Genomic DNA, 23690 nt, shown 5'->3' on the forward strand with positions numbered 1-23690 from the left:
CCCTTACTGGGCGTCGGCGGAGATGCTGATCTCGATCGTGACCCGGACGGTGCCACCGACAACGGAGTCGAGCAGGTTGACCTCGGACTCGTTGAGGGTGCGGATCTGCTCCTTCTTCAGGGAGAGCTTCTTGTTCTGCATGGTCCTACTCCTTTGCGGGGGTTGGTACTACCGGTGAGATGGAAGCTGGAGGTTGGCAGAAGCGCTCGGTCCCCTGCCCACTGGGAAGCGCCGCTGCTTACTCCGCGGAGACCTTGATCGTGACCGTGATGGTGCCGCCCACGACAGAGTCGAGCAGGTTGACCTCAGACTCGTTGAGGGTGCGGATCTGCTCCTTCTTCAGGGAGAGCTTCTTGTTCTGCATTTCTTGCTCCTTGCGTGGGTGAACACTTCCTGTGGACGGAAGGCGGAGGGCTGCTGAGGCGATTGAATCCTCGGCATCCCCCACGATCAGTAAAACTAAACTAAGACGTTAGGGGCGTCAAAGGAGATTTTCACCATTGCGCATTTTTCCTTTTTTGGGATCTCCCTGATCCAAAATGGATCACCCGACGCCTCTCTGAATCCTGCCGTCATGATCCGCCGGCGGCGCAAGGGGTGACGCCCTTTCGGGAAGGCATGCCATCGACTTCTGACACCTAAAGTGTAAAATAATGGTGAACCGCTAGTCCATGAATAACGGGGAATCCTCGATGCGCATCATTCTCGTCGCCATGCCGTGGCACTCGCTGGACACACCTTCGCTGGCAGTGGGCATCCTCCACGAGCGTGTGCAGCAGTGTCGGGACAAGCACGAGGTCATCGACGTCTACGCGCACCTGCTGTGGGCCGACTACATCCACCAGCGCTCGGGCGGGAAGCTGCGCTCCATCGATTACACGCAGGTGGCCGAGGGCGGCATCTTCCAGGGCCTGGGCGACTGGATCTTCACCCCGGCGCTGCACGGCACGTCCGAGTGGAAGGTGGACGAGTACACCGCGTTCCTGAAGCAGGCCAAGGGCGGCAAGTGGTCCGACTGGCTGCCGCAGATGCACCGCTGGAGCACGGACTTCATCCACAAGATGGCGGACCAGCTGCTGGCGCTCAAGCCGGACGTGGTGGGCTTCACCAGCACGTTCATGCAGAACGTGGCCTCGCTGGCGCTGGCCAAGCGCATCAAGGAACTGGCGCCCCACGTGAAGACGATGATGGGTGGCGCCAACTGCGACGGCCCGCAGGGCCTGGCGGTGCACCGCAACTACGACTTCCTGGACTTCGTCGTGCGCGGCGAGGGCGAGCAGACCTTCGTGGACACGCTGGACGCGCTCAACGGCCACGGTGAGTTGAAGGACGTGCAGGGCCTGTGCTGGCGCCAGGACGGCAAGCACGTGGCCAACCCGGAGCGCACGCACGCGTTCCCGGCCAACCAGATCCCGCTGCCCAACTACGACGCGTACTTCGAGGCGCTGGGGCGCTCGCAGCTGCGCGGCGAGCTGGAGCCCAAGCTCATCATGGAGGGCGCGCGCGGCTGCTGGTGGGGCGAGAAGCACCACTGCACCTTCTGCGGCCTCAACGGCTCGCTGATGTCGTTCCGCAGCAAGCCCCCGGAGCAGATGCGCGAGGAGATCCGCCGCCTGGTGGAGCGCCACCAGACGCTGGACATCCTCATGGTCGATAACATCATCGACCTGAAGTACTTCAAGAACCTGCTGCCGCACATCGTCCGCGAGGGGTTGAACCTGCGCGTGCACTACGAGGTGAAGTCCAACCTCACCGCGGATCAGATCCAGATGCTGAAGGACGCGGGCGTCGTCTTCGTGCAGCCGGGCATCGAGAACCTGAGCACCCACGTGCTCAAGCTGATGGCCAAGGGCATCAGCGGCTGCCACAACATGCACACCCTGCGCGACTGCGAGGAGCAGGGGCTCACCACCGCGTGGAACTACCTGTTCGGCTTCCCGGGGGAGACGGACGAGGACTACCTCAACATCATGGAGCAGATCCCGGCGATGGCGCACCTGCACCCGCCGTCGGGCGCGGTCCGCATCGCGCTCGAGCGCTTCAGCCCGAACTTCGAGAACAAGGACCTGGGCTTCGCCGAGCGCTGGCCGGCGCCGTTCTACCCCCTGGTGTACAACCTGCCTCACGAGGAGCTGATGGATCTGGCCTACCTCTTCGATGCGCCGCCGCGCGGCATCCAGGGCGAGCTGCCCAAGCGCCTGCGCGAGCTGGTGGACAAGTGGCAGGAGGTCTACCGCAAGAGCGACCTGAGCTTCCGGGATGACGGCCAGTACATCTACATCGAGGACCGGCGCGAGGGCTGGCCACGCGCGGACTACATCTACGACGACGCGTACCGGGTGGCGCTGTTCCGGCTGCTGCGGCGCCCGCAGTCGCCGGTGAGCGCGGCCGAGGCGCTGCACAAGGCCGGCATCGAGGCGACGTCGGAGCAGGTGGCGAAAGATCTGGCCGAGTGGCGCAAGCAGGGCCTGGTCTTCGAGGAGGCGGGCCGCTTCGTGTCGCTGGTGCTGAAGGCCGTGCCGCAGCGCATCCGCACGCTGAAGCTGGCGGCGGCGGAGCCGGAGACGGCCGTGGAGCGCTTCACGCGGGAGCTGCCGCTGGCGGCGCTCAAGGCGGGCGAGCGCGTGAAGGAGATGCAGGTGCGCATGCCCATCTCGTCCACGGACTGGGAGGAGCTGACCCAGCTGGTGGAGGCGCGCAAGGGCCTGCAGGCGGTGTCGGTGGTGCTCCAGGATCGCACCACGCGGGTGTGGCCCTCGGACGCGCAGATCGCCCAGCTGGCGGCGCGCGGCGTCGTCGAGGTGCAGGTGCCCTGGGAGATGGAGATCGGCGACCAGCGGCCGGAGGAGAGCGTCCACTTCCTGCGCTTCCTGCGTGACTGCACGGCGCGCCGGGTGAACGTGAAGTGGAAGGGCGCGATCAGCGAGCCGGTGCGCGCCCAGAGCTTCCACCACCTGCTGCCGCCCTCGGTCCAGGACGGCAAGCTGCCGGAGACCCTGCAGGACTGGGGCAACAAGCACTACTACGGCCAGTTCTACTGGCGCTCGGGCACCAACTTCCTGCTCATCAAGGACATGCGCGTGGGCCGCGAGGCCCGCTTCACGCTGGATGAGGGGCCGCTGCGCGAGGTGTTCAAGAAGCTCGCCATGCCGCAGCCCTGGGAGGCCCTGAAGGACGATCCGGTCAACCAGGAGGTGCTGGAGAGCCTCATGGGAGAGGACCTCGTCCTGCGGCTGGGCGACTGGTTCGTCGCGCTGCCGTACCAGATGCAGCACTGGCCCATCCCGGCCAGCTCCGTGTAGCGGCTCAGGCGCGCTGGCGGGCCGCCTTGAGCGCGGCGATGAAGCGGTCCGCCGGCAGCGTGTTGAGCACGTCGCCCCTGCGCGCCCAGCCCCGGCGCGCGGTGGCGACGGCGAAGGGCAGGTGGTGCAGGTCCTGGATCTTGTGCGCGTCGGCGCTCACCACCAGCTTCACCCCCCGCTGGACGGCCAGGCGCACGTGCTCGGCCTTGAGGTCCAGCCGCGCGGGCTTGCCGTTCACCTCCATCACCACGCCGCGCTCGGCGGCCCGGTCCAGCACGGCCTCCATGTGGAGCGGGTACGGATCGCGCTCGTGGATGAGGCGCCCGGTGGGGTGGCCGATGATGTTGAGGAACGGGTTGTCCATGGCGCTGAGCATGCGCCGGGTCATCTGCTCCTCGTTCATGCCGTGGCGGACGTGGACGGAGGCGATGACCACCTCGAGCTTCTCCAGCACGCTGTCGCGGTAGTCGAGCGCCCCGGACTCGAGGATGTCCACCTCGATGCCCTTGAGCAGGCGGAAGCCGGGGACCTTCTCGTTCACCCGGTCGATCTCCTCCCACTGGCGCTTGAGATCGTCCTCCTTGAGGCCGCCGGCGTAGATGGCCGCCTGGCTGTGCTCGGTGACGGTGAGGTACTGCAGGCCCATGGCCTGGGCGGCGCGGGCCATCTCCTCCAGGGAGTTCTTCCCGTCGGACCAGGTACTGTGCGAGTGCACCAGCCCGCGCACCTCCTCCAGGGTGATGAGGTCCTCCGGCAGCCGGCCCTCGAGCGCGGCTTCGATCTCTCCGGTGTCCTCGCGCAGCTCGGGCGGGACGTACTGCATGCCGAGCAGCTTGTAGATGTCCGCCTCGTCGTGGATGGGCAGCTTGGTGCCGTCGGCGCGGTGCACGCCCCACTCGGAGATCTTGTAGCCCTGGTCCTGGCCGATGCCGCGCAGCCGGACGTGGTGGGCCTTGGAGCCGGTGAAGTGGTGGAGCGCGGTGGCGAAGTCCTCGTCCGGGAGCACGCGCAGATCCACCTGGAGATCCTCGGCGTGCATGCGGACGGAGCACTTGGACTCGCCCTTGCCGATGAGCACCGCGACGCCGGGGGCATTGGCCAGCGCGGCGAGCGCGGGCTCGGCCTGGGGGGCGGAGGCGAGCAGATCCACGTCCGCGACCGTCTCGGCGCGGCGCCGCACGCTGCCGGCGGGGCAGACGCGGACCACGCCGGGGACGGCGCGCAGGAGCTCCAGGAGGCTCTCGACGGTGGGGAGCACGTCGCCCAGGAGCTTGCGCTTGCCGTGGACGCGCTGGTGGACGGCGATGCCCTCGAGGATCTTCGCCTCGCTCTTGGCGCCGAAGCCCTTGAGCTGGCGCACGCGGCCGTCGCGGCAGGCCTTCTCCAGGTCGGCGACGGTGCACACCTGGAGCTCCTTCCAGAGGGCCATGGCCTTCTTGGGGCCCATGTCGGGGAGCTGGAGGATGTCCAGGAGGCCAGCGGGCAGCTCGGCCTTGAGCTCCTCGTGGAAGGCGAGCTTCCCGGTGGTGACCAGCTCGGAGATCTTCTCGGCGAGCCCCTGGCCGATCCCTGGGAGCTCTTGCAGGCGACCTTCCCGAACGAGCAGGCCGAGATCCTGGGTCATCCCGAGCAGGCGGTCGGCGGCGGTGTCATAGGCGCGGACCTTGAAAGCGTTCTCGCCCTTGAGCTGAAGGAGGAGGGAGAGCTCCCGGAGAATCTTTGCGACGGCGGCTTTGTCGAGCGAGGGCGGGTTCACGTGAGAGAAGGTAATCCGAGTGGGGCGAGCGCGCAGGCATGCGTGGGTGAGATCGGCGCTCGCGGGGGCTGGCGGAGCAGGGTAGAAGGGGGCCTCCAGGGGGGCCACCTGTCGTTTTACTGAGGAAGAACGAGGCCGATGAAGATCAAGCTCGGACCGGCGGATTTCGCCGAGAAGGAGATGCGGGGCTACGAGGTAGGCAACCGCAACGTGTGCATCGCGAAGGTCAACGGGCGCTACAAGGGGCTTGACGACTGGTGCAACCACGCGGGCTGCCTGCTGTCGGGCGGGCGCATCGAGGACAACCTGGTCATCTGCCCCTGCCACGAGGTGGGGTTCGATCTGGACTCCGGGAAGAACGAGACCTCTCCCGGCATCGCGGATGACCAGACGGTGGTGAAGGTCGAGGTCGAGGGCGGGCAGATCGTCATCGACGATCCGGCGGCGAAGTAACCGGCAGGGCTTCGGGAGGGCAGCGATGGGACACGAGGGGCACGATCACGACGATGACCACGGCCATGGTCATCACAAGCACGAGCACCACCACCCGCACGGGGGGCATGGGCACCACCACGGGCACTCGCACGCGGCGGACGAGCACAAGTCTCACGCGCCGGCGCAGGTGAGCGTGTTCGTGGTGACGTGCTCGGACAGCCGGGACGCGTCGCGGGACGAGAGCGGGCAGGTGCTGCGGGGCGGGCTGGAGTCCGCCGGGCACACGCTGTGCGGCTACAAGGTGGTGAAGGACGAGCCGGAGGCGATCCGGGCGGTGCTGACCGAGGCGGCGGAGACCGGAGCGCGGGCGGTGCTCTTCAACGGAGGCACGGGGATCGGGCGGCGGGACTCGACGGTGGAGACGCTGCGCGCCCTGTTCGAGAAGGAGCTGCCGGGCTTCGGGGAGATCTTCCGGATGCTGTCCTACAAGGAGATCGGCAGCCCGGCGATGCTGTCTCGGGCGACGGCCGGGACGTACCGGGGGATGGTCCTCTTCGCGATGCCGGGCTCGCCGCAGGCGGTGAAGCTGGCGCTGGAGGCGCTGATCCTCCCGGAGCTGGGGCACCTGGTCCGCGAGCTGACTCGCTGAGCGTCAGCCTTTGGTAGGTGTGGAGGCCTGCTCCTGGCAGTCGAGGTCCTCGAGCTTGAGCAGGCCCGCCGTGGTCTTCTTGGGCCCCTTGAAGCGCGCGGGCACCAGGGCGGGCTCGGTGGCGGGGAGATAGACCTCGACGGTGTCTCCCTCCACGACGAAGGCCTTGCGCTGGGTGTTCGCCTCGTCGAGCGCGTGGAAGTAGGCGCGCTTCGCCTTGACCTTGCAGAGCTGGGGCGTCTTGGGGCTCTTCCTGGCGAAGGAGTCCGCTCCAGGCCAGCCGGCGCCGCAGCAGCCGGAGCCGTCACCCTGGAGCGTCAGCTTCTTGGACTCGATGCGCAGCGTCCAGTCGGCTGGGGAGTCCGTGCCACGCAGCTTCCACTCCGTGGGCGACTTCTTCTCCCGGAGCCCCAGGAGACACTCGCAGAGGCCTACGCTCTCCCCCTGCGGGAAGCTGGAGGAGTAGTACACGAAGGATTCGTTGGAGGCCTGGATGACGGCCAGCTCGCCGCCCTTCGTCTCGTAGACGCCGGTGAGCTCGGCTGTCGGCTGGGCTGAGGCTGGCGGCGACATGGCTCCGGCCAGCAGCGCCAGGCCGACTGTCAGCCCGCGCCGCAACGTGCTCGTACCCCTCATTCGTTCTCTCCCTGGAAGGCGACCGCTAGCGTCGGAGCATAGCGTCACCGATCGGCAGCGGGAGGTAGCCATGTGTGCCGCACCGCCTATAGCGTCTGGGAAGCGCGGCGGGGCTCGAGGCCTGGACCGCGAGGGCTCGGAGGAGTCGAGTGAGCGGGAAGCAATGGTTCAACGGATTCAGCGAGGATGACTGGGCGGGCCTCTACCAGGAGGCGATGGGGTTGGCTCAGCAAGGGAACCTCTCCGACGCCGCCGATGCGATGAAGAAGGTCGTCGAGTACGCGAAGCTCCCGGGCGGACAGGAGCAGCTGGTCGAGTCCTACGTAGGGCTCGGGAATCTCCAGATGGGGATGCACCGCTTCGAGCTGGCAGAGCAGACCTATACCCAGGCGGTGGACACGGCGCGCGCCGCGCGAGGCCCTCGGGATCGCCTGGTCGCCGGAGCCATGACGTACCTGGCCAACTGCTACGAGGAGCAGGGCCGCTACGATCGCTCGGCGGAGACCTACGGGCAGGCCATCTCCATCCTGGAGGCGCATCCTCCCGGCGAGGAGGGGCTGCTGCAGCTCCTCACGAACACGCGGTCGAACCTGGCTTCGGTGTTGAGCAACCTGGGGCGCGGCCAGGAGGCCCTGGCGCTGAACCAGCAGGTGGTGGAGGCCGAGCGCCGTGGGGACGGCGATCCTTCGGGCCTGGCGGTGGCGCTGTGGACGCGGTCGACGATCGCCAGCCGGCAGGGGCTGCACGAGGAGGCCGTCCAGGCGTCGCGAGAGGCGCTGGAATTGGCCGCGAAGTGGAACCCTCCGGACAGCCCGCCGGTGTTCCAGGCCGTGCATCAGTACTGCAACATCCTGGTGAAGGCGGGCCGAGTTCAGGAGGCCATCCCGGTTCTGGAGGAGGGTCTCGAGCGGCTCCGGACGGCGGGGTTCGAGGATCCGATCTTCGCGGCCACGTGGATGGAGTCGCTCGCGGACGCCCTGATGGAGGCGGGACGGTTCGAGGAGTCCGAGCGGTGGTACCAGCTGAGCCTGGAGGCCTTCACCCGGCTTCATGGACCGCTGCACCAGAACCTGGTCTCGGCCGTCGAGGGCTACCGCGAGCTGCTGCGGCGCCAGGGCCGGGACAGAGAGATGCGGGAGCAGGAGCGGCGGCTGGAGGAGATCCAGGCCGCCCTGCCCGCGGAGCTCGTCCGCCGTAACGCGCGGAAGTGAGAGGCGGGAGTGCTCGGGGCCCGTGCTGCTGTTGTCGAGCATGCCCGTCAGGCGGGCAGAGCGGGTCTGGAGGCTGAGGCGTGAGCAGACGTTCACAGAGCGGAGGGCTGTCGGTGAAGGCGGCGGAGCGCCTGCGCCCTCTCCTGGAGTCCTTCCTGGCGTCGACGGACACCCGCTCGCGCATCACCGCCGACCCCGTGGAGTTTCCGCACCGGTACACGGATCCTCGGGACATCGAGGTCAGCGCGCTGCTGGCGGCGGCGCTCGCGTACGGGCGGGCGGACCTGTTCCGGCCCAAGGTGGACGGGCTGCTGGGGCGCATGGGCGCAGCTCCGGCCGCCTTCGTGCGAGGGCTGGACGTGCTGGGAGCGCGCGAGCTGCTGCACGGGTTCGTCTATCGCTTCAACGTGGGCACGGACGTGGCGGTGCTGCTGCTGGGGATGGGCAAGGCGCTGCGTGAGCACGGGAGCCTGGAGGCGCTCTTTGTGCGGGGGTGGGAGGCGCGCGGCTCGATGCACGGGGCCTTGAGCGACTTCACGGCGGCGCTGCGGGATGTGCCGATGGCTGAGCTGCGGCGGGCGCTGGGCAAGGAGCGGGGGCTGCACCACCTGCTGCCGTCACCGCTGGGGCCTGGAGCGGCGAAGCGGCTCAACCTGTACCTGCGGTGGATGGTCCGAGGCGGGGATGGCGTGGACTTCGGTATCTGGAAGCGCGTGCCGGCTTCGGCGCTGGTGATTCCGCTGGATACGCACATCGGGCGCATCGCGAAGCACCTGGGGCTGACGCGGCGCAACGACTTGAGCTGGCGGACGGCGGAGGAGGTGACGGCCTCGCTGCGGCGGTTGGATGCCGCGGATCCGGTCCGGTATGACTTCGCGCTCTGCCACTACGGCATGAGCGGGGTGTGTCCCGCGAGGCCGGTGGCGGACAACTGCGCGAAGTGCCTGCTGCTGTCCTCCTGTGCCGTGGGCCCGCGCCTCACGCGATCCCGAGCTTCCGCATCCGGTCCTTGAGGGTGTTGAGCGCGATCCCGAGCTCCTGCGCCGCCCGTGTCTTGTTGCCCTGATGCTTCTCCAGAGCGGCCCGGATCTCCGCTTCCGTCAGGGCGCTGGGGCGTTTGTGGCCTGCGGGGATGGCGGGCATGGCTGTCGTGGCTCGTGACACCTGGGCGCTCGGAGGCGGGGGCTCGACCGAGGTGCCAAACCCCAGCTGCCGCTGGGACAGGTAGGCCTTCACCGACTCCAGGCTGATCATCATCCGCATCGCGCCCAGGCCGTCGATGGCGCTCGCCGCGACCTCGCGGGCCACCACCGCCTTCACCGTGGTCTCCAGCTCTCGAATCTGACCTGGCCAGTCCACCTGCTGCAGGTAGGCGAGGGCGTCGCTGGTGAACGAGGCGTCGTACTGCTGCTCTGTCTTCAGGCGGTGGAGGAACTCCTCCACGAGGTTCGGGATGTCTTCCCTGCGCTCCTCCAGCGTCGGCAGGACAATGACGTCTCCGGTGGCGAGCCGCTGCGCCAGGTCAGGCCGCAGCCCCGTCTGCTGCAGCGGCGTCTTCGAGGCCGAGATGAGCCGGAAGCGCGGCGGAGGCTCTCTCAGGTCCGCGGCCGCACCCAGCGGGGCCAGGCTGCCGGTGCCCTCCAGGATGTCGATGAGGAAGTCCTGGGCCGCGGGCGGCAGGAACTCCACCTCGTCCAGGAAGAGCGTGCCTCCGTTCGCCACGTAGAACTTGCCCACTCGCGCGAACGCGGCCCCCGTGAACGCTCCCTTCACGTGCCCGAGCAGCTCGCTGTGCAGCATGCTCGCGTCCTGCGGCAGCCGTCCGCAGTTGAGGACCACGAAGTTTCCGTCCAGCCGGCTCCGGCTGTGGATCTCCCGGGCGATGAACGTCTTGCCCGTGCCCGACTTGCCCAGGATGAAGACCGGGAGCTGGTGGCGCGCGCAGATGTTGATGGAGCGCTCCAACTGCGCCGCCGCCGCAGAGCCTCGCTGACGGGGGCGAGAGCCCGCCACCAGCCCATCGGGCACCTCGGCCAGCAGCGTGATGCGGCTCCGGCCGTTGCCCAGGAGGATGAGGTTGCCCGCCTCGACGACCCAGTCCTTCGAGGCGTCCATGTGCCGGCAGTACGCGCGCTCGTCTCCCTGGAACGGATACTCCGCCTCGCCCAGGAAGCTGTGGTTGCGCGAGTTCAAGTCCCGGTAGACCCACCGGTGGTCCTCGCGGAAGGACAGCCTCCCGTGCTGGCGCGACACGGCGTCATGGGCAAACACCACCGTGGACTCGGGGGCCCGGCCGAAGACGTACGAGCGATCTGGATACAGCGGGACGATCAGATCCGGCAGACCCTCGCGCTGGACCCGCAGCGCCTTGGGCTCGCGGTAGGCGGGGGGCGGCTCCGGTGTTCCTGGCGCTCGGGCGATCCGCTCCCGGCGCGTGATGACCTCGCTCGGGAGGGGCGGCGGAGGCACGCTCAAGTCGGGCAGGGGAATGAAGCTGGTCCGGTTGAGCGAAGGACCCGCCACGGCCTCGTCCGCCAGGGGCGGCGCTTCCGACTCCAGCTTCGCCTTCGGATCATCGCCGCTCGTCATCCGCTCCTCGAGTGGTAGGGCCTGCCCATCAATGCTGCCGTCAATCTTGACAGGTTGATGCCGCATCCGCCTGTCAGGCGGGAGCGAGTGGTTTCAACCTCCTGAAAGAACTGGGCTTTGGGGACGGGTGGGCGCTGGCATGCCGGGTGCTTTGTCAGGGCGCGGGGGGATGAGTCCTGCCTGTTCCCCCAGGCAGGAGAGCCTGGAGCCAACGTGTTCAACATCTCAGTGGTGATGAGTGTGACCGGCGTCACGACGAAGGGGACGCTGGCCAATCGAGAGATCTTCGTGGGGCGCTCGAAGAAGTGCCACCTCGTGCTGAAGGACGACACGGTGTCGGGTGTCCACTGCCGGCTGGTGGCCATCGAGGGGGCGGTCATCGTCCTGGATGAGGGCTCGACGAACGGGACGTGGCTCAACGAGGAGCTCGTCACCCAGCCCACGGTGATGACGGCGGATGACGAGCTGCGCGTCGGGCCGTATCTGTTGAGGGTGCAGTCGCTGCGCGGAGGCTCGAACGCGACGGCTCCGCGGGTGCGCATCGTCCGGCCGCGGCAGGTGGCGCCGTCGCCTCGGCCTGCCATCGAGTACCCCTGGCCCGAGGAGCGGCCGCAGGTGAACGAGCTGCCCACGGACGTCCAGCTCTCGCAGGCGCAGGTGTTCTGGAGGCTGCTCGGCTTCGAGCAGCCCGGAACGCTGGAGCAGGCCCGAGCCGCCTACCAGGCCCGGAGCGACGAGTGCCATCCGGACAAGGTGGCGCTCCTGAGCCCCGAGCTGCGCTCCCTGGCCGAGCAGAAGCACCGCGAGGTGACGTTCGCCTGGGAGTACATCCAGCGGCTGTTCCGGAAGTCCCGGCACGCCGCCTGAGTCCCTGGCTCAGAGGATGGCGCGCACCACGCCGCCGTCCACCCGCAGGGCCGCGCCGTTGGTGGCCGAGGACTTCGTGCCGCAGACGTAGACGATCAGGTTCGCCACCTCCTCCGAGCTGGCGAAGCGCTTGATGATCGAGGTGGGCCGGGCGTTGATGAAGAAGTCACGCTCCGCCGTCTTCGTGTCGATGCCCTGGGAGCGCGCCAGATCCGCCACGAACTGTCCCACGCCCTCGGAGAACGTCGGCCCCGGCAGCACCGTGTTCACCGTCACCCCCGTGCCCGTCGTCAGCTCCGCCAGCCCTCGCGCCACCGAGATCTGCGCCGTCTTCGTCATGCCGTAGTGGATCATCTCCGTGGGGATCTGCACCCCGGACTCGCTCGACACGAAGACGATGCGCCCCCATCCCTTCGCCCGCATCTTCGGCAGGTAGAAGCGGCTCAGCCGCACCCCGCTCATCACGTTCGTCTCGAAGAAGCGCAGCCAGTCCTCGTCCGGGATCTGCTCGAACGGCTTGGGCTCGAAGATGCCCACGTTGTTCACCAGCACATCCACGTCCGGGAAGGCCCGCGTCACCGCCTCGGCGCCCTTCGCGCCCGAGAAGTCCGCCGCCACGCCCGACACCTTCGCTCCCGGCACCGCCTGGAGCAATTGCTCCTTCGCGCGCTGGATGCGCTCCTCCTTGCGCCCGTTCAGGATGACATGCGCTCCCTCGCGTGCCAGGCCGATCGCCGCCGCCAGCCCGATGCCCGCCGTGGAGCCCGTCACCAGCGCCGTCTTCCCCGTGAGTCCCATATCCATGTGACTTCCTCCGTGTGTGCGTCAGGGATGCTCTATCCCTGGATGCGTTTCACCCGCTCGGCGCGCGCTCAGGGCACCGTGATGCGTTCGAGGGCCGTGCGCAGTCGCTCGGGCATCGACACGGCCTTGCGCGTACCCCGGTCCACGAAGACGTGCACGAAGTAGCCGTGCGCGGAGGTCTGGTTCTCACCCTCCTTGAAGATTCCGATGCCGTACGTCACCGAGCGGTTCCCCAGCTTGTTCACCCGCAGCCCCGCCCGCAGGCGGTCGGGGTACGAGAGCGGAGCCCGGTAGGAGCAGCGCGACTCCACCACCAGCGCGATGATCGGACTGGCGTGGATGTCCAGGCCTCCTTCGTGGATCAGGTAGTGGTTCGCCACCGTGTCGAAGTAGCTGTAGTACGTGACGTTGTTGATGTGGCCGTAGACGTCGTTGTCCATCCAGCGCGTGGTGATGGGCAGGAAGTAGCGATAGCGGTCTGCGGTCTCGGCGTCGGACACGAGGGTTGCTCCGGCTGGGGTTACCAGTAGCTCAGGGCCTGGCGGAACAGCTGCGTCAGCACCGGCCGCGTCATCTCTCGCGGCGCGTTCTGCAGCAGTCTCTGCTGCGGGAAGGCGCCCTCCGTCAGGGGCTCCAGATCGCTCTCGCAGTAGCCCACGCCTCGCAGGCCGTTGGGCATGCTCACCGCGCGCATGATCTGGATCAGCTTGCCGGCCAGCACCTCACCCGCATCCCCCGGCGTGGCGCCGCGCACGTCCGCGCCCAGCCACTCCGCGGCCTCCAGGTGGCGCTCGGGGCTCGACTCCGCGGTGTAACGGAACACCGCCGGCGCATTCAGGATGACGGACATGCCGTGCGGCACCAGCGGCTCGCCCTGGGGATAGCCCGAGGGACGGAAGTCCCGCACCAGCCCGGCCACCGCGTAGGCCATACCGTGCGGCGCGTGCACCCCCGCGTTTCCAAAGGCGATGCCCGCCAGCGTGGCGGCCCACATCAGTTGCTCGCGGGCCTCGGTGTCCCGCGCGTCCTTCACTCCGCGCTCCAGGTACTGCCCCATCAGCCGCAGCGCCTCGCGGCAGCCGAGATCGCTCCAGGGGTTGGCTCCCTGGCTCATGGGCCGCAGGCTCGGCCGGGCCGGGGCAGGGCGGCGCACGTACGGCCGCGCCGTATAGGACTCCAGCGCGTGGGACAGCACATCCAGCCCGCTGGCGGCGACCACCTCGCCCGGCAGGCTCGCGGTGCAGTCCGGATCGATGAGCGCCTCGGTGGGCCGCAGCATCGGCGAGGCGATGCCCGTCTTCGCCTCCATCGCCAGCAGATCGAAGATGGTGATGCCCGTGACTTCGCTGCCTGTCCCCGAGGTGGTGGGGCAGGCGATGTGCGGCTTGAGCGGACCGGGCACCGGCCGCCCCGCGCCCACCGGAGCATTCACGTAGGCCAGGAAGTCCGCCGGGTACGTGGCGTAGAGGTTGGCTCCCTTGCACGTGTCGATCACCGAGCCCCCCCCCAGGGACACATAGCCATCCGGTCGGGCGTCCGCGGCGAACCGCGCGGCCTCCAGGAAGGACTGGTCCGTGGGCTCGATGTGCACGTCCGTGTAGACGACCACATCCAGCCCCGCCGCGCTCAAGGACTGGTGCACCTTCTGGAAGTGCGGCAGCCGCGCCAGGTGCGCATCCGAGAACAGCGCCACCCGCTTCATCCCCAGCGCTCGGGCCCGGTCTCCCACCTCCGCCAGACACCCGCGACCGAAGGTGATCCGCGACGTGTCCACCGTGAACGCACTGTCACAACCCTCGCCCACGTGGTCGTAATGGCAGCAGCGCATGGCACCCCTCGGGAACGGTCCGGCGGCACTGTACTGTAGAGGGGCCGCTGGGGAATGACTTGCTCCAGGCGCTCCCGGGCTCCATCCACCGGAGGACAGGTGGGATTCCGGGCGGAGCGGCGCGGGCCATGGCTCGTGTCCCGCCTTCGCAGAGCATCCCGCCCGGGTGCCGGTTATGGTGGGGAGCACATGGACGACAAGCTGAAGGAACGGCTGAGCTGGTTCGGTCACGGCGGCTATGACCGCTCGCTGGTCGGGATGGAGGTCCTGGAGGTAGAGGGCGGAAAGGCCCGTGTCCGCCTGCCTGTGGGGGAGGCGGTGCAGAACATGGGCGGCGCCCTGCACGGCGGCGCGGTGGCCACCCTGGTGGACGTGGTGGGCACGCTGGCCATCATGAGCGCGGACCGGGACATGCGGCCGGGCGTCTCCACGGATCTCAACGTGTCCTGGTTCTCTCCCGCCCCCGGTGGCTCCAACGTGATCGTGGAGGCCGCCGTGCTCAAGTCCGGGCGCACCCTGGCCTTCGTCCAGGTGGACCTCCGTCGCGAGAACGATGGCGTCCTCGTGGCGCAGGGCCGGATGACCAAGTTCCTCACCTGAGCGCGCGTCATGCTTATTGGCCGACTCCTCTTCCTCGCGCTGTTGAACCTGGCCGCCTACGCCATCCTCAAGCGGCTGTGGCCCGAGGCTGGCGGTGGCTGGCGCCGGCGGGCCTTCATCGCCGTGGCGGCGGTGTCGCTCCTGGCCTGGCTCCTGCCGGTCATGCTCGGGTTCGGCGCCCATGGGCAGGTCCCGGTCGTCGGCGTGCCGCTGAAGGTCTTCTCCGCCGGGTGGTCCGTCGCGGTGCTGATCATCGCGCTGCTCGGAGCCCCCTTCATGCTCGCGCGCTGGTGGCGGATGCGCCGCGCCGCCGCGGCTCCCGTGGGCGGGCCGACAGGGGAGGTGGACCTGGAGCGCCGCAGCCTGCTCCTGAACGCGGGCAAGGCCGTGCCGTTCGTGGCCATGGGCACGGCCTCCGCTGGCGTGGTGAGCGGCGTCTCCCTCTTCCAGGTTCGCGAGCTGGAGGTGCGGGTGCGCAACCTGCCCGCCGCGTTCGAGGGCTTCCGGATCGGCCAGATCACCGACGTCCATGTCGGCCCCTTCATCAGCGCCGCCTATCTGCGCAATGCCGTCGAGGCGATGAACGAGGCCGGCGTGCACCTGCAGGTGATGACGGGCGACCTCATCGATGACCTGGAGCAGCTCGACGAGACGATGGAGGCGCTCGGGGCGTGCCGGTCGCAGCATGGGATGATGGCCATCCTCGGCAACCACGAGCACTGGCGCGGCCTGGGGCCCATCCTCGAGGGCTACGAGGGCCTCTCGAAGCGCGGGGCTCCCGTGCGCCTGCTCAGGGATTCGTCGCACGTGATCGAGCACGCCGGCGAGCGCCTGCGCGTGGTGGGCGTCGACTACCCCATGGGAAGCCGCAACCCGCTGCTGCAGGGCAGGAGCATGCGCCGCTCCGCCGAGGTCGCGTTCAAGGAGCGCTCGCCCGACGAGGTGGTGCTGTGTCTGACCCACCATCCGTCCTTCTTCCCGCACGCGGCCGAGCGCGGGGCCCACCTCACGCTCGCCGGCCACACGCATGGCGGTCAGGTCTCCCTGCTGGGCATTCCCCTGTTCGGCTTCGTCTACGAGTTCATGCTCGGCCTCTACAAGCTGAAGGACAGTCACCTCTATGTCTCGGGCGGCACGGGGCACTGGCTTCCGTTCCGCATCGGCATCCCCGCCGAGGTGACCGTCTTCACGCTCCGCAGGGCGTAGGCGGCACGCCATCCCAGGGCCCATGTCCGAGTCCTCGTACGACGCGGTGGTGGTGGGCGCGGGCTTCGGTGGGCTCGCCACGGCGCTCGAACTGGCCCAGCGCGGCGCCCGCGTGGCGCTGTGCGAGTCGCTCAACTACCCCGGCGGCTGCGCCAGCACCTTCCATCGGGACGGCTATGCCTTCGAGGCCGGCGCCACCCTGTTCTCCGGGCTCGCCGAGCAGCAGCTCTTCGGCCAGTGGGTGCGGCGCCACGGGCTCGATGTGGAGGTGGACTGGATCGATCCGCTCGTGGAGCTGCGCACGCCCTCGCTGCGGCTGAGCGTCCACCGGGATCGCCAGCGCTTCCTGGAGCAGCTCTTCAGCCTGCCGGAGGCGCCCGTCCGCGGGCTGCGCGACTTCTTCGCCCTGCAGCGCCACGTGGCCGACGCCCTGTGGGCCCTCTTCGATGAGCCCACGCTGCTGCCTCCGCTGGACGCCCGGGCCCTGCTGCGCCACGCCACCCGCGTGCCTCGGTACGTGCCCCTGCTGCGCTGGGTGGGGCGTCCGCTGGGCGCGGTGCTCGAGCGCTTCGGGTTGCTGCGCTTCACCCCGCTGAGGACGTTCCTGGATGCGCTGTGTCAGATCACCGTCCAGTGCAGCGCCGCCGAGGCCGAGGCTCCCTTCGCCCTGGCGGCCATGGACTACTACTGGCGCGGCACGGGGCACGTGCGCGGCGGCATCGGTCAGCTCGCCAAGGCGCTCGTGGAGGCCATCTCCCGCTGCGGCGGCCAGGTGCTGCTCGCCAACCGCGTGAAGTCCCTCGCGCCCGAGCCGGGCGGCTGGCGGGTGGTGACGCGCCGGGGAGAGCTGCGCGCCCGACACGTGGTGGCCAATGTGCTGCCGCGAGGCATGCTGCGCCTGCTGGGGCTGCCTCCGGAGCGGCTGCCTCGGCTGGCCGAGCTCGCCGAGCGCGTGGAGGAAGGGTGGGGCGCCGCCATGCTCTACCGCGTGGCGCGAGCCCCCGAGGGCGCTCCCGCCAAGGCCTGCCACCTGGAGCTCATCCAGGACGAGTCCGCCCCGCTCGTGGAGGGCAACCACCTCTTCGTCTCCATCAGCGGCGAGGCGGACACCGGCCGCGCGCCTCCGGGCTACCGCACGCTCACGCTCTCCACCCATGTGCCGCTGCGCCGCATGGCGGAGCTGTCCGGCGAGGCCCAGGCCCGCTACATCGCCGACATCCAGTCCCGCATGCGCGAGGGCCTGGCGCGGCTCGCCCCCGAGTGGGAGGAGGTGCGGCACGAGCTGACGGCCTCGCCCCGCACCTTCGAGCGCTTCACCCGGCGCGAGGGCGGCGCCGTGGGAGGCGTGCCGCGCCGCGCCGGCCTCCACCAGTACCGCGAGCTGGGCCCGCGGCCGGTGCTCGAGGGCCTGTGGCTGGTGGGCGACTCCGTCTTCCCGGGCCAGAGCACCCTGGCCACCGCGCTCGGGGGCGTCCGCACCGCCTCGCGCATTGCCGCCAGCCGCTGACACCGCCGGGAGCGGGCAAGACTGGCAAAACAAGCGAAGCTTGTGAGAGCCTCAAAATTTATTCACGGCGTAAAAAACGCAGTGTTGCTGTTTAAGGCCCGCCGCAAACAGAACTACGCATTGCGTTGTCCCTGCATCGGAGGTGCGGCCTCTTTAGATGGGGAGGCGCTCCGTTGGGGGAGGAGAGACATGCCGAAGGCGAAGGGAACGGTCCTCGTGACAGGAGGCAACCGAGGCATCGGATTGGAGGTATGCCGGCAGCTGGGCCTTGCGGGGATGCGGGTGCTGCTGACGGCCCGGGACGCCGACGGCGGCGAGATGGCCGCCAGCGCGCTGCGTGCCGAGGCGCTGGATGTGACGTTCGAGCCGCTGGACGTGGCCGCGCGGGAGAGCATCGACGCGCTGGCCGCGAAGCTCCAGAGCCAGGGGCAGCGGCTGGCGGCGCTGGTGAACAACGCCGCCATCACCATGGACGGCTTCGACGCGAGCGTCGCCGAGCAGACCCAGGCGGTGAACTTCTTCGGCGCGTGGAACGTCACGGAGCGCCTGGCGCCCCTGCTCGAGGAGCACGGCCGGCTCGTCATGGTGTCGAGCGGGGCGGGGGAGCTGGGGAACCTGCCTCCGGAGATCCGCCGCCGGTTCGATCCTCCGCCGCCGAAGGAGACGCTGGCCGCGCTGGTGCGCGAGTTCATCGAGGACGTGCGCAGCGGGCAGTTCGCGCGCAAGGGCTGGCCGCGCTCGGCCTACCGCGTCTCGAAGGCGGCGCTCAACGCGCTCACCCGCCGGCTGGCCGAGGAGCTCAAGGGCCGGCACCTGCTGGTGAACGCCGTGTGCCCGGGCTGGGTGCGCACGCGCATGGGCGGCGCCAGCGCTCCGCGCGGAGTGGAGGAGGGCGCCGACACCATCGTCTGGGCGGCCCTGCTGCCTCCCGGAGGCCCCACGGGCGGCTTCTTCCGGGACCGCAAGCCCATCTCCTGGTAGCGCGAGGGCGCGGGGCGCTCACACCAGCGCGGACAGCTCGCCCACCTCGCGCTGGAGCAGCTCCGCGGCCCGGGCGTCGCGCGGCGTGCCGAAGCGCTGGCGCGAGCAGGCCAGCAGCTGCCCCGCGTACACGCTGTCGTCCAGCCCCTGGGTGAGCTGGCCGTGCTTCACCAGCAGCCGGGCCCGCTCGTCCACCAGGCGGGCGAGGACACGCGCCTGCTCCGGGGCGGCGAACAGGCCGACGACCGACTTGGCGTCGAAGCGCGTCAGCGTGTCGAACTCCATGCCCAGCGAGGCCATGCACGCCTCGCGGATGCGCTCGAGGCCCACTTCCAGGGGGGAGCTCTCCCGCGCGCGGCTGAAGGCCGAGGTGAATCGGCCGAGCTCGCGGACGGCGTACAGAGCAAAGGCGTGGCGCAGGACCGTCATGTGCAGGGAGGAAAACTGCCTCAGCGCCGCGAAATCATCCAGCCCCACCCGCCAGAAACGACGAGGGCCGGCGCCCCCAGGCTTCAGGGGACCGGCCCTCGGCCTCCGCTCACGCGGGGGACGCTCAGGAGATGCCCTTGCGCAGGCGGCTCCAGTCGAAGTTGGACGCCGGGTCGCTCTTGCGGCCCTTGGGCACCGCCACGTCCTTGTGGCCGACGATGTTGTTCATCGGCACGTTGTACTCCTGCTTCAGGAAGCCGACGAGCTGGGTGAGCGCCTTGTACTGGGCCTCGGTGAAGGCCGTCTTGCCGCTGCCGTCGTTGACGATCTCGATGCCGATGGAGCGGCCGTTCACGTCGGTGGGCTTGCCGTGCAGCTGGCTGGCGCCGGCGTGCCAGGCGCGCTTCTTGTCATCCACCAGCTGGTAGATCTTCCCGTCGCGGTCCAGCATGTAGTGCGCGGACACCTCGGCCTTGGGGTTGCGCATGTGGGCCAGGTCCGCCGCGCCGTTGTTCGAGGCGGTGTGGTGCAGGACGATCGTGTCGATGTCCATGCCGTTGCGCTCATTGAAGTTGGGCGAGGGCGCCTTGATGACGGGCGGCTTCTTGAACACGCCCGGGGTGGAGGGCGGCGTCGTCGGAGTGGGCCCGTTCAGCCTGGCCAGCTCCTTCTTCAGCGCCGCGTGCGTCTGCTCGCCGTAGTAGCCGGTGGTGGGCAGCTTGTGGTCCGCCTGGAACTTCTTGACCGCCGCCTCCGTCTTGTTGCCGAAGATGCCGGGGCCCGTGGCCACCTGGGCCGCCGTCATGTACTTGAGCTTCACCAGCGCGTCCTGGAGCTGCTTGACCTTGGGGCCCTTGTCTCCCTCGCGGATGCCCGGGGGCGGCGCGGTGACGGTGGCGCGGGGGGCCGCGGCGGCGGTGCGCGGCGCGGCAGCGGCGGTGGTGCGGGTCGTCGTCGTCATGGATTTCTCGAAAGGTGAGGCTGTGGGAAGGCTGTGACGCGATTGTCGAGAATGGCCCTGTCCCAGTTGCGTCACAGGGCGCTTCTTTTCGGCAAAGGCAGATTATTCCAGGGACTTTGTGCGAGGTAAACGGGGCTTCCCGAATTCACTCCCAGGGTGGGCTCAGCGGCTCTTGCCACGGGTAGGGGGCGCGGTTACACATGAGGCATGCGTCTCTGGGTGTGCGCTCGTCGATTTAGCAGCCCCCCGGCCCCGTTCGGGTGTCGGGAGGCCGTGCTGCCGTAGCGCGCACTCCTCTCGGTAGCGGATCGCCACCTCGGCGTGATGCTCCACCCGGACTCGCCGGGGGGGCATCCGAGCCTGTGTTCGTTCCCGTTCCCTTCCGAGCCGAGAGGTTTCCCATGTCTGTCTCCATCCTGAGCGCCGCGGAGCTGCGGCGCGCGCTGTCCGTTCGCGATCTCACCGACCCCACCACTGGCCCCCATGCGATGCAGCAGCTCGTCGAGTCCGCGCTGGAGGCCCTGCGCCGAGCGTGGGGCTGCGAAGTCCGGCTCCACCGGCAGAGCCCCATCGTCTCCGTGGCCGACAACTACGATCACCTGCACTACCCACCCGAGGGCGCCGCGCGGGACGCTCGCTATACGCGCTACGTCTGTGACACCGCGCTGCTGCGCACGCAGACCTCGGCGATGATCCCGGGCCAGTTGCGCCGGCTGAGCGCGGCCCCGGCCGAGGACGTGCTGCTGGCCTGTCCCGGGCTCGTCTACCGGCGGGACTGCATCGATCGCTTGCACACCGGCGAGCCCCACCAGATGGACCTGTGGCGCATCCGGCGCGGCGCACCGCTGGGCGTGGCCGCCCTGCGCGAGATGATCGAGACGGTGGTTCGAGCCCTGCTGCCAGGACGGGAGCTGCGCGTGGAGCCGGCGCGGCACCCGTACACCACCGATGGCCTGCAGATCGACGTCCGCGAGGGCGAGCAGTGGGTGGAGATCGGCGAGTGCGGGCTGGCGCTGCCGGCGCTGCTCGAGGAGTGCGGGCTGGAGCCGGGGAGCACCACGGGCCTGGCGATGGGCGTGGGGCTCGACCGCATCCTGATGTTGCGCAAGGGGCTGGATGACATCCGGCTGCTGCGCTCCACGGAGCCGCGCATCGCCTCGCAGCTGCTGGATCTGGAGCCGTACCACCCGGTGTCGTCGATGCCGGCGGTGCGCCGGGACTTGTCGCTGGTGCTCGAGGAGGAGGACACCCCCGAGGAGCTGGGCGACGCGGTGCGCGCCGCGCTGGGCCAGCGGGCGGAGCTGGTGGAGAGCGTGGAGGTGCTCTCCGAGACGCCGTACCGCGCGCTGCCCGCGTCGGCCGTGGCGAGGATGGGCGTGTCGCCCGGACAGAAGAACGTGCTGCTGCGCGTGGTGCTGCGAGCGCTGGACCGCACGCTGACGCACGAGGAGTGCAACACGCTGCGGGACGACATCTATGCCGCGCTGCATCGGGGCTCGGCGTGGGAGTGGGCGGCGCGCGCCTCGGAGCGACCGGGGAGCGCTCGGTCGCGCGTTGAAAAATAACGCCCGCGTGGCAACTCGTACCCCGTCTTCGCGGGCGGGGTACGATGGGGCGCCATGCTCTTCGGAAGCAAAGCGCCCCAGTCGCGTTCGGAGATCATCGCCGCGGCCGACAAGGCCCGGTCCAAGGGCAAGCTGACCAAGGCCATCTCCGGTTACCGGAAGGCCCTGGAGCTCGAGCCGAAGGATCCCGTCGTGCACGGGAAGCTGGCGCCGCTGCTGGCGCGAGCGAAGCAGACCGAGGCGGCGCTGCAGAGCTTCCAGGCGGCGGCGCAGGGGCACCTGGACAAGGGGTTCGCGGACAAGGCGCTGGCGGTTTACTCGCAGGCGGCGGACACGTTCCCCCATCAGGTGCGGCTGTGGCAGCAGCTGTCGCAGCTCAACCTGTCCAAGGGCCACCGGGTGGACGCGCTGAAGGCGCTGCTGCGAGGCCGGCTCCACTTCCGCCGCAAGGACGAGCGCCGAGGCGCCATCACCCTGCTGCAGGATGCGCTGGCGCTCGATCCCTCGCTGTTCGGCGTGAAGCTGGATCTGGCGCTGCAGCTGGCTCGCGAGAAGCACCAGGCGGAGGCGATGGCGCTGCTCAACCCGCTGCTGCGCGAGGCGAAGAGCCGTCGCCAGCTGCGCCAGCTGCGCTGGACGCTGGTGTGCGTGGAGCCGAGCACGGGCGCCTGGGGACGGTGGCTGCGCTCCGTCCTGCTGGGGCGCTGACGGCGGAGGCGGTGCCCCGGAGCCTCACTTCCGGGAGGACACGCGCGCGGTGGGGGCCTCCGGGCGCCACTCGGGCAGCATCACCCGGAAGGTGGTGCCGGCGCCTTCCTGGGTGAGGAAGTCCAGCGTGCCGCCCATCCGCTCCACGAGCGTCCGCGAGATGGACAGCCCCAGGCCCGTGCCGCCCTTGCTGCGGGTGTCGGAGCCGTCCGCCTGGGCGAACTTCTGGAAGACGCGCTCGCGGAAGGACTCGGGGATGCCCGGGCCGCAATCCTCCACGAGGATGTACACGCGCCCCTCGAGTCGCTCCAGCCGGATGCGGACCCGCTCGCCGGGAGGGGAGAACTTGATCGCGTTGGACAGCAGGTTGGTCAGCACCTGGATCAACCGGTCCGCATCCACCACCGCCCGGGCGTCCGGAGCCTCCAGCACCGCCTCCACCCGCACGTCGTGCTGCGTCGCATCGCCCCGCTGGGAGGTGATCGCCTGGGAGACCAGCTCCGCCAGCTCCTCGGGCCGCAGCCGGAGATCGAGCTGACCGGACTCCATCTTCTCCAGGTCCAGGATGTCGTTGATGAGGCGCAGGAGGCGCTGGCTGTTGCTCTGGGCGATCCGGATCATCTCCGCCATCTCGGGCGACAGGGGGCCGGCGATGCCGCCCTCGATCAGCCCGAGCGCCCCGCGGATGGAGGTGAGCGGCGTGCGCAGCTCGTGGCTCACCGTGGAGATGAACTCGTTCTTCAGCTGCTCCACCCGCCGCCGCTCATCCTCCAGGCGCTTCTGCTCGGTGATGTCGCGCCCCACCGAGTAGAGCGTCTTCTCGGAGGCGTTGAAGGTGGAGCTCACCTGGATCCAGCGCCAGCTGCCGTCGCGCGCGAGGAAGCGGAGCTCCAACCGGCGCGCGGGCTCGCCCCGGACGATGCGCTGAACGACCTCCTCCACCGCGGGCAGATCCTCCGGGTGGACGCCATCCATCAGCCTCATCCCCTGCAGCTCCTCGGCGGAGTAGCCGAGCGTGTGCGTCCAGGACTGGCTGAAGCGGAGCAGGCGCGTGTCCTTGTCGACGACGCTGAGCAGGTCGGAGGACAGCTCGAAGAGGCGTGCCTGTTGGCTGATCGCCTCGCGGGCCTCCTGCAGGGTGAGGGCGGACAGCTCCGTCTCCGTCCAGGCGGCCAGGTCCGTCAGGGTGCGCCGGTCCTCCTCGGAGAAGTGGCGCACCTGGAAGTCGACGAGGCACAGCGTCCCGACGCGCCTGCCGTTTGGAGCGCGCAGCGGGTGTCCGGCGTAGAAGCGGATGTGCGGCTCACCGGCGACGTAGGGGTTGTCGGCGAAGCGGGCGTCCAGGGTGGCGTCCGGCACCACCTGGAGGTCGGGCTGGAGGATGACGTGGGCGCAGAAGGACACGTCGCGCGGGGTGGAGGTGGCGTCCAGGCCATGCCGGGCCTTGAACCACTGGCGGTCCGCGTCCACCAGCGACACCAGCGCGATGGGAACCTGGAAGAGGCGCGCGGCGGTGCGGACGATCCGGTCGAAGCGCTCCTCGGCCGGGGTGTCCAGCAAGCACAGGTCATAGAGGGCCTGGAGTCGCTGGAGCTCGTCGGCGGGGAGGGGAGGCGCGGGCATACGGAGCCTTCCTTCAAAGCATGCCCGCCTTCT

At 69.4% G+C, this 23690-nt stretch carries 23 protein-coding genes; 12 read left to right on the plus strand and 11 right to left on the minus strand.

Features of this window, described 5'->3' with window-relative positions:
* Positions 1-3: 3 nt before the first annotated feature.
* Together KY572_RS34625 and KY572_RS47485 are read right to left on the minus strand one after the other, a co-directional pair.
* Positions 4-141, minus strand: a complete 138-nt coding sequence (locus KY572_RS34625) for a hypothetical protein (RefSeq protein WP_224247952.1) — start codon at positions 139-141, stop codon at positions 4-6.
* Between the two features lie 97 nt (positions 142-238).
* Complete coding sequence (locus KY572_RS47485) at positions 239-364, minus strand: hypothetical protein (protein WP_263452241.1); 126 nt, start codon at positions 362-364, stop codon at positions 239-241.
* Positions 365-692: 328 nt separating this feature from the next.
* Here KY572_RS47485 and KY572_RS34630 point away from each other — a divergent pair, with 328 nt between their 5' ends.
* Positions 693-3302 (plus strand): RiPP maturation radical SAM C-methyltransferase, encoded by a 2610-nt coding sequence (locus KY572_RS34630; protein WP_224247953.1) that lies wholly within the window; start codon positions 693-695, stop codon positions 3300-3302.
* Between the two features lie 4 nt (positions 3303-3306).
* Here the strand turns inward: KY572_RS34630 and polX are convergent, their stop codons facing one another.
* Complete coding sequence (gene polX, locus KY572_RS34635) at positions 3307-5058, minus strand: DNA polymerase/3'-5' exonuclease PolX (protein WP_224247954.1); 1752 nt, start codon at positions 5056-5058, stop codon at positions 3307-3309.
* Positions 5059-5196: 138 nt separating this feature from the next.
* On the opposite strand from polX, the gene KY572_RS34640 reads away from it, so the two are divergent.
* On the plus strand, positions 5197-5511 hold the full coding sequence (locus tag KY572_RS34640; protein ID WP_224247955.1) for a Rieske (2Fe-2S) protein: 315 nt from the start codon (positions 5197-5199) through the stop codon (positions 5509-5511).
* 181 nt (positions 5512-5692) lie between these two features.
* On the plus strand, positions 5693-6142 hold the full coding sequence (locus KY572_RS34645) for a MogA/MoaB family molybdenum cofactor biosynthesis protein (RefSeq protein ID WP_224248023.1): 450 nt from the start codon (positions 5693-5695) through the stop codon (positions 6140-6142).
* Between the two features lie 3 nt (positions 6143-6145).
* Here the strand turns inward: KY572_RS34645 and KY572_RS34650 are convergent, their stop codons facing one another.
* Positions 6146-6778 carry a hypothetical protein gene (locus KY572_RS34650; protein WP_224247956.1) on the minus strand — a complete coding sequence of 211 codons (633 nt, stop codon included), beginning with the start codon at positions 6776-6778 and terminating at the stop codon, positions 6146-6148.
* 149 nt (positions 6779-6927) lie between these two features.
* On the opposite strand from KY572_RS34650, the gene KY572_RS47490 reads away from it, so the two are divergent.
* Both KY572_RS47490 and KY572_RS34670 read left to right on the plus strand, forming a co-directional pair.
* A complete protein-coding gene (locus KY572_RS47490; protein ID WP_317987941.1) occupies positions 6928-7989 on the plus strand; it encodes a tetratricopeptide repeat protein in 1062 nt (353 codons plus the stop codon).
* Between the two features lie 80 nt (positions 7990-8069).
* Positions 8070-9002, plus strand: a complete 933-nt coding sequence (locus tag KY572_RS34670; protein ID WP_224247957.1) for a TIGR02757 family protein — start codon at positions 8070-8072, stop codon at positions 9000-9002.
* Here the strand turns inward: KY572_RS34670 and KY572_RS34675 are convergent.
* The gene (locus KY572_RS34675; RefSeq protein ID WP_224247958.1) at positions 8968-10578 is read right to left on the minus strand and encodes a sigma 54-dependent Fis family transcriptional regulator; all 1611 of its coding nucleotides are present in this window, start codon (positions 10576-10578) and stop codon (positions 8968-8970) included. The two genes, KY572_RS34670 and KY572_RS34675, sit on opposite strands and share 35 nt — an antisense overlap.
* Before the next feature lie 213 nt (positions 10579-10791).
* On the opposite strand from KY572_RS34675, the gene KY572_RS34680 reads away from it, so the two are divergent.
* Complete coding sequence (locus KY572_RS34680; protein ID WP_224247959.1) at positions 10792-11445, plus strand: FHA domain-containing protein; 654 nt, start codon at positions 10792-10794, stop codon at positions 11443-11445.
* A gap of 9 nt (positions 11446-11454) precedes the next feature.
* On the opposite strand, the gene KY572_RS34685 is transcribed toward KY572_RS34680, so the two are convergent.
* The 3 genes from KY572_RS34685 to KY572_RS34695 all read right to left on the minus strand — a co-directional run bounded on the left by KY572_RS34685 (position 11455) and on the right by KY572_RS34695 (position 14077).
* Complete coding sequence (locus KY572_RS34685) at positions 11455-12249, minus strand: SDR family NAD(P)-dependent oxidoreductase (RefSeq protein WP_224247960.1); 795 nt, start codon at positions 12247-12249, stop codon at positions 11455-11457.
* Positions 12250-12317: 68 nt separating this feature from the next.
* Positions 12318-12749, minus strand: coding sequence for an acyl-CoA thioesterase (locus KY572_RS34690; protein ID WP_224247961.1), 432 nt, complete (start codon positions 12747-12749; stop codon positions 12318-12320).
* A gap of 20 nt (positions 12750-12769) precedes the next feature.
* The gene (locus KY572_RS34695) at positions 12770-14077 is read right to left on the minus strand and encodes a hydroxyacid-oxoacid transhydrogenase (RefSeq protein ID WP_224247962.1); all 1308 of its coding nucleotides are present in this window, start codon (positions 14075-14077) and stop codon (positions 12770-12772) included.
* A 189-nt stretch (positions 14078-14266) separates the two neighbouring features.
* Here KY572_RS34695 and KY572_RS34700 point away from each other — a divergent pair, with 189 nt between their 5' ends.
* The 4 genes from KY572_RS34700 to KY572_RS34715 all read left to right on the plus strand — a co-directional run bounded on the left by KY572_RS34700 (position 14267) and on the right by KY572_RS34715 (position 18371).
* Positions 14267-14677 carry a PaaI family thioesterase gene (locus tag KY572_RS34700; protein ID WP_224247963.1) on the plus strand — a complete coding sequence of 137 codons (411 nt, stop codon included), beginning with the start codon at positions 14267-14269 and terminating at the stop codon, positions 14675-14677.
* A gap of 9 nt (positions 14678-14686) precedes the next feature.
* Positions 14687-15883, plus strand: coding sequence for a metallophosphoesterase (locus KY572_RS34705; protein WP_224247964.1), 1197 nt, complete (start codon positions 14687-14689; stop codon positions 15881-15883).
* Positions 15884-15905: 22 nt separating this feature from the next.
* A complete protein-coding gene (locus KY572_RS34710; RefSeq protein ID WP_224247965.1) occupies positions 15906-17390 on the plus strand; it encodes a phytoene desaturase family protein in 1485 nt (494 codons plus the stop codon).
* Between the two features lie 189 nt (positions 17391-17579).
* On the plus strand, positions 17580-18371 hold the full coding sequence (locus KY572_RS34715; protein ID WP_224247966.1) for an SDR family NAD(P)-dependent oxidoreductase: 792 nt from the start codon (positions 17580-17582) through the stop codon (positions 18369-18371).
* Between the two features lie 18 nt (positions 18372-18389).
* On the opposite strand, the gene KY572_RS34720 is transcribed toward KY572_RS34715, so the two are convergent.
* Positions 18390-18800, minus strand: coding sequence for a hypothetical protein (locus tag KY572_RS34720; RefSeq protein ID WP_224247967.1), 411 nt, complete (start codon positions 18798-18800; stop codon positions 18390-18392).
* A 124-nt stretch (positions 18801-18924) separates the two neighbouring features.
* On the minus strand, positions 18925-19761 hold the full coding sequence (locus KY572_RS34725; protein WP_224247968.1) for a peptidoglycan recognition protein family protein: 837 nt from the start codon (positions 19759-19761) through the stop codon (positions 18925-18927).
* A gap of 401 nt (positions 19762-20162) precedes the next feature.
* Here KY572_RS34725 and srmL point away from each other — a divergent pair, with 401 nt between their 5' ends.
* Together srmL and KY572_RS34735 are read left to right on the plus strand one after the other, a co-directional pair.
* The gene (gene srmL / locus KY572_RS34730) at positions 20163-21326 is read left to right on the plus strand and encodes a PheS-related mystery ligase SrmL (protein WP_224247969.1); all 1164 of its coding nucleotides are present in this window, start codon (positions 20163-20165) and stop codon (positions 21324-21326) included.
* 54 nt (positions 21327-21380) lie between these two features.
* On the plus strand, positions 21381-22034 hold the full coding sequence (locus tag KY572_RS34735; protein WP_224247970.1) for a tetratricopeptide repeat protein: 654 nt from the start codon (positions 21381-21383) through the stop codon (positions 22032-22034).
* Between the two features lie 24 nt (positions 22035-22058).
* Here KY572_RS34735 and KY572_RS34740 read toward each other — a convergent pair whose 3' ends face one another.
* Complete coding sequence (locus tag KY572_RS34740; RefSeq protein WP_224247971.1) at positions 22059-23657, minus strand: GAF domain-containing sensor histidine kinase; 1599 nt, start codon at positions 23655-23657, stop codon at positions 22059-22061.
* Positions 23658-23690 lie beyond the last annotated feature (33 nt).

Source organism: Hyalangium gracile (genome assembly GCF_020103725.1).
GTDB classification, from domain to species: Bacteria; Myxococcota; Myxococcia; order Myxococcales; family Myxococcaceae; genus Hyalangium; species Hyalangium gracile.

Excerpts from the sequence above, each read along its gene's own strand:
- KY572_RS34720 (WP_224247967.1), bottom strand. The coding sequence starts at position 18,800 with ATGACGGTCCTGCGCCACGCCTTTGCTCTGTACGCCGTCCGCGAGCTC.
- KY572_RS34625 (WP_224247952.1), bottom strand. The coding sequence starts at position 141 with ATGCAGAACAAGAAGCTCTCCCTGAAGAAGGAGCAGATCCGCACCCTC.
- KY572_RS34735 (WP_224247970.1), top strand. The coding sequence starts at position 21,381 with ATGCTCTTCGGAAGCAAAGCGCCCCAGTCGCGTTCGGAGATCATCGCC.
- srmL (WP_224247969.1), top strand. The coding sequence starts at position 20,163 with ATGTCTGTCTCCATCCTGAGCGCCGCGGAGCTGCGGCGCGCGCTGTCC.
- KY572_RS34705 (WP_224247964.1), top strand. The coding sequence starts at position 14,687 with ATGCTTATTGGCCGACTCCTCTTCCTCGCGCTGTTGAACCTGGCCGCC.
- KY572_RS34640 (WP_224247955.1), top strand. The coding sequence starts at position 5,197 with ATGAAGATCAAGCTCGGACCGGCGGATTTCGCCGAGAAGGAGATGCGG.
- KY572_RS47485 (WP_263452241.1), bottom strand. The coding sequence starts at position 364 with ATGCAGAACAAGAAGCTCTCCCTGAAGAAGGAGCAGATCCGCACCCTC.
- KY572_RS34650 (WP_224247956.1), bottom strand. The coding sequence starts at position 6,778 with ATGAGGGGTACGAGCACGTTGCGGCGCGGGCTGACAGTCGGCCTGGCG.
- KY572_RS34685 (WP_224247960.1), bottom strand. The coding sequence starts at position 12,249 with ATGGATATGGGACTCACGGGGAAGACGGCGCTGGTGACGGGCTCCACG.
- KY572_RS34715 (WP_224247966.1), top strand. The coding sequence starts at position 17,580 with ATGCCGAAGGCGAAGGGAACGGTCCTCGTGACAGGAGGCAACCGAGGC.
- KY572_RS34710 (WP_224247965.1), top strand. The coding sequence starts at position 15,906 with ATGTCCGAGTCCTCGTACGACGCGGTGGTGGTGGGCGCGGGCTTCGGT.
- KY572_RS34740 (WP_224247971.1), bottom strand. The coding sequence starts at position 23,657 with ATGCCCGCGCCTCCCCTCCCCGCCGACGAGCTCCAGCGACTCCAGGCC.
- KY572_RS34725 (WP_224247968.1), bottom strand. The coding sequence starts at position 19,761 with ATGACGACGACGACCCGCACCACCGCCGCTGCCGCGCCGCGCACCGCC.
- KY572_RS34700 (WP_224247963.1), top strand. The coding sequence starts at position 14,267 with ATGGACGACAAGCTGAAGGAACGGCTGAGCTGGTTCGGTCACGGCGGC.
- KY572_RS34630 (WP_224247953.1), top strand. The coding sequence starts at position 693 with ATGCGCATCATTCTCGTCGCCATGCCGTGGCACTCGCTGGACACACCT.
- KY572_RS34695 (WP_224247962.1), bottom strand. The coding sequence starts at position 14,077 with ATGCGCTGCTGCCATTACGACCACGTGGGCGAGGGTTGTGACAGTGCG.
- KY572_RS34675 (WP_224247958.1), bottom strand. The coding sequence starts at position 10,578 with ATGACGAGCGGCGATGATCCGAAGGCGAAGCTGGAGTCGGAAGCGCCG.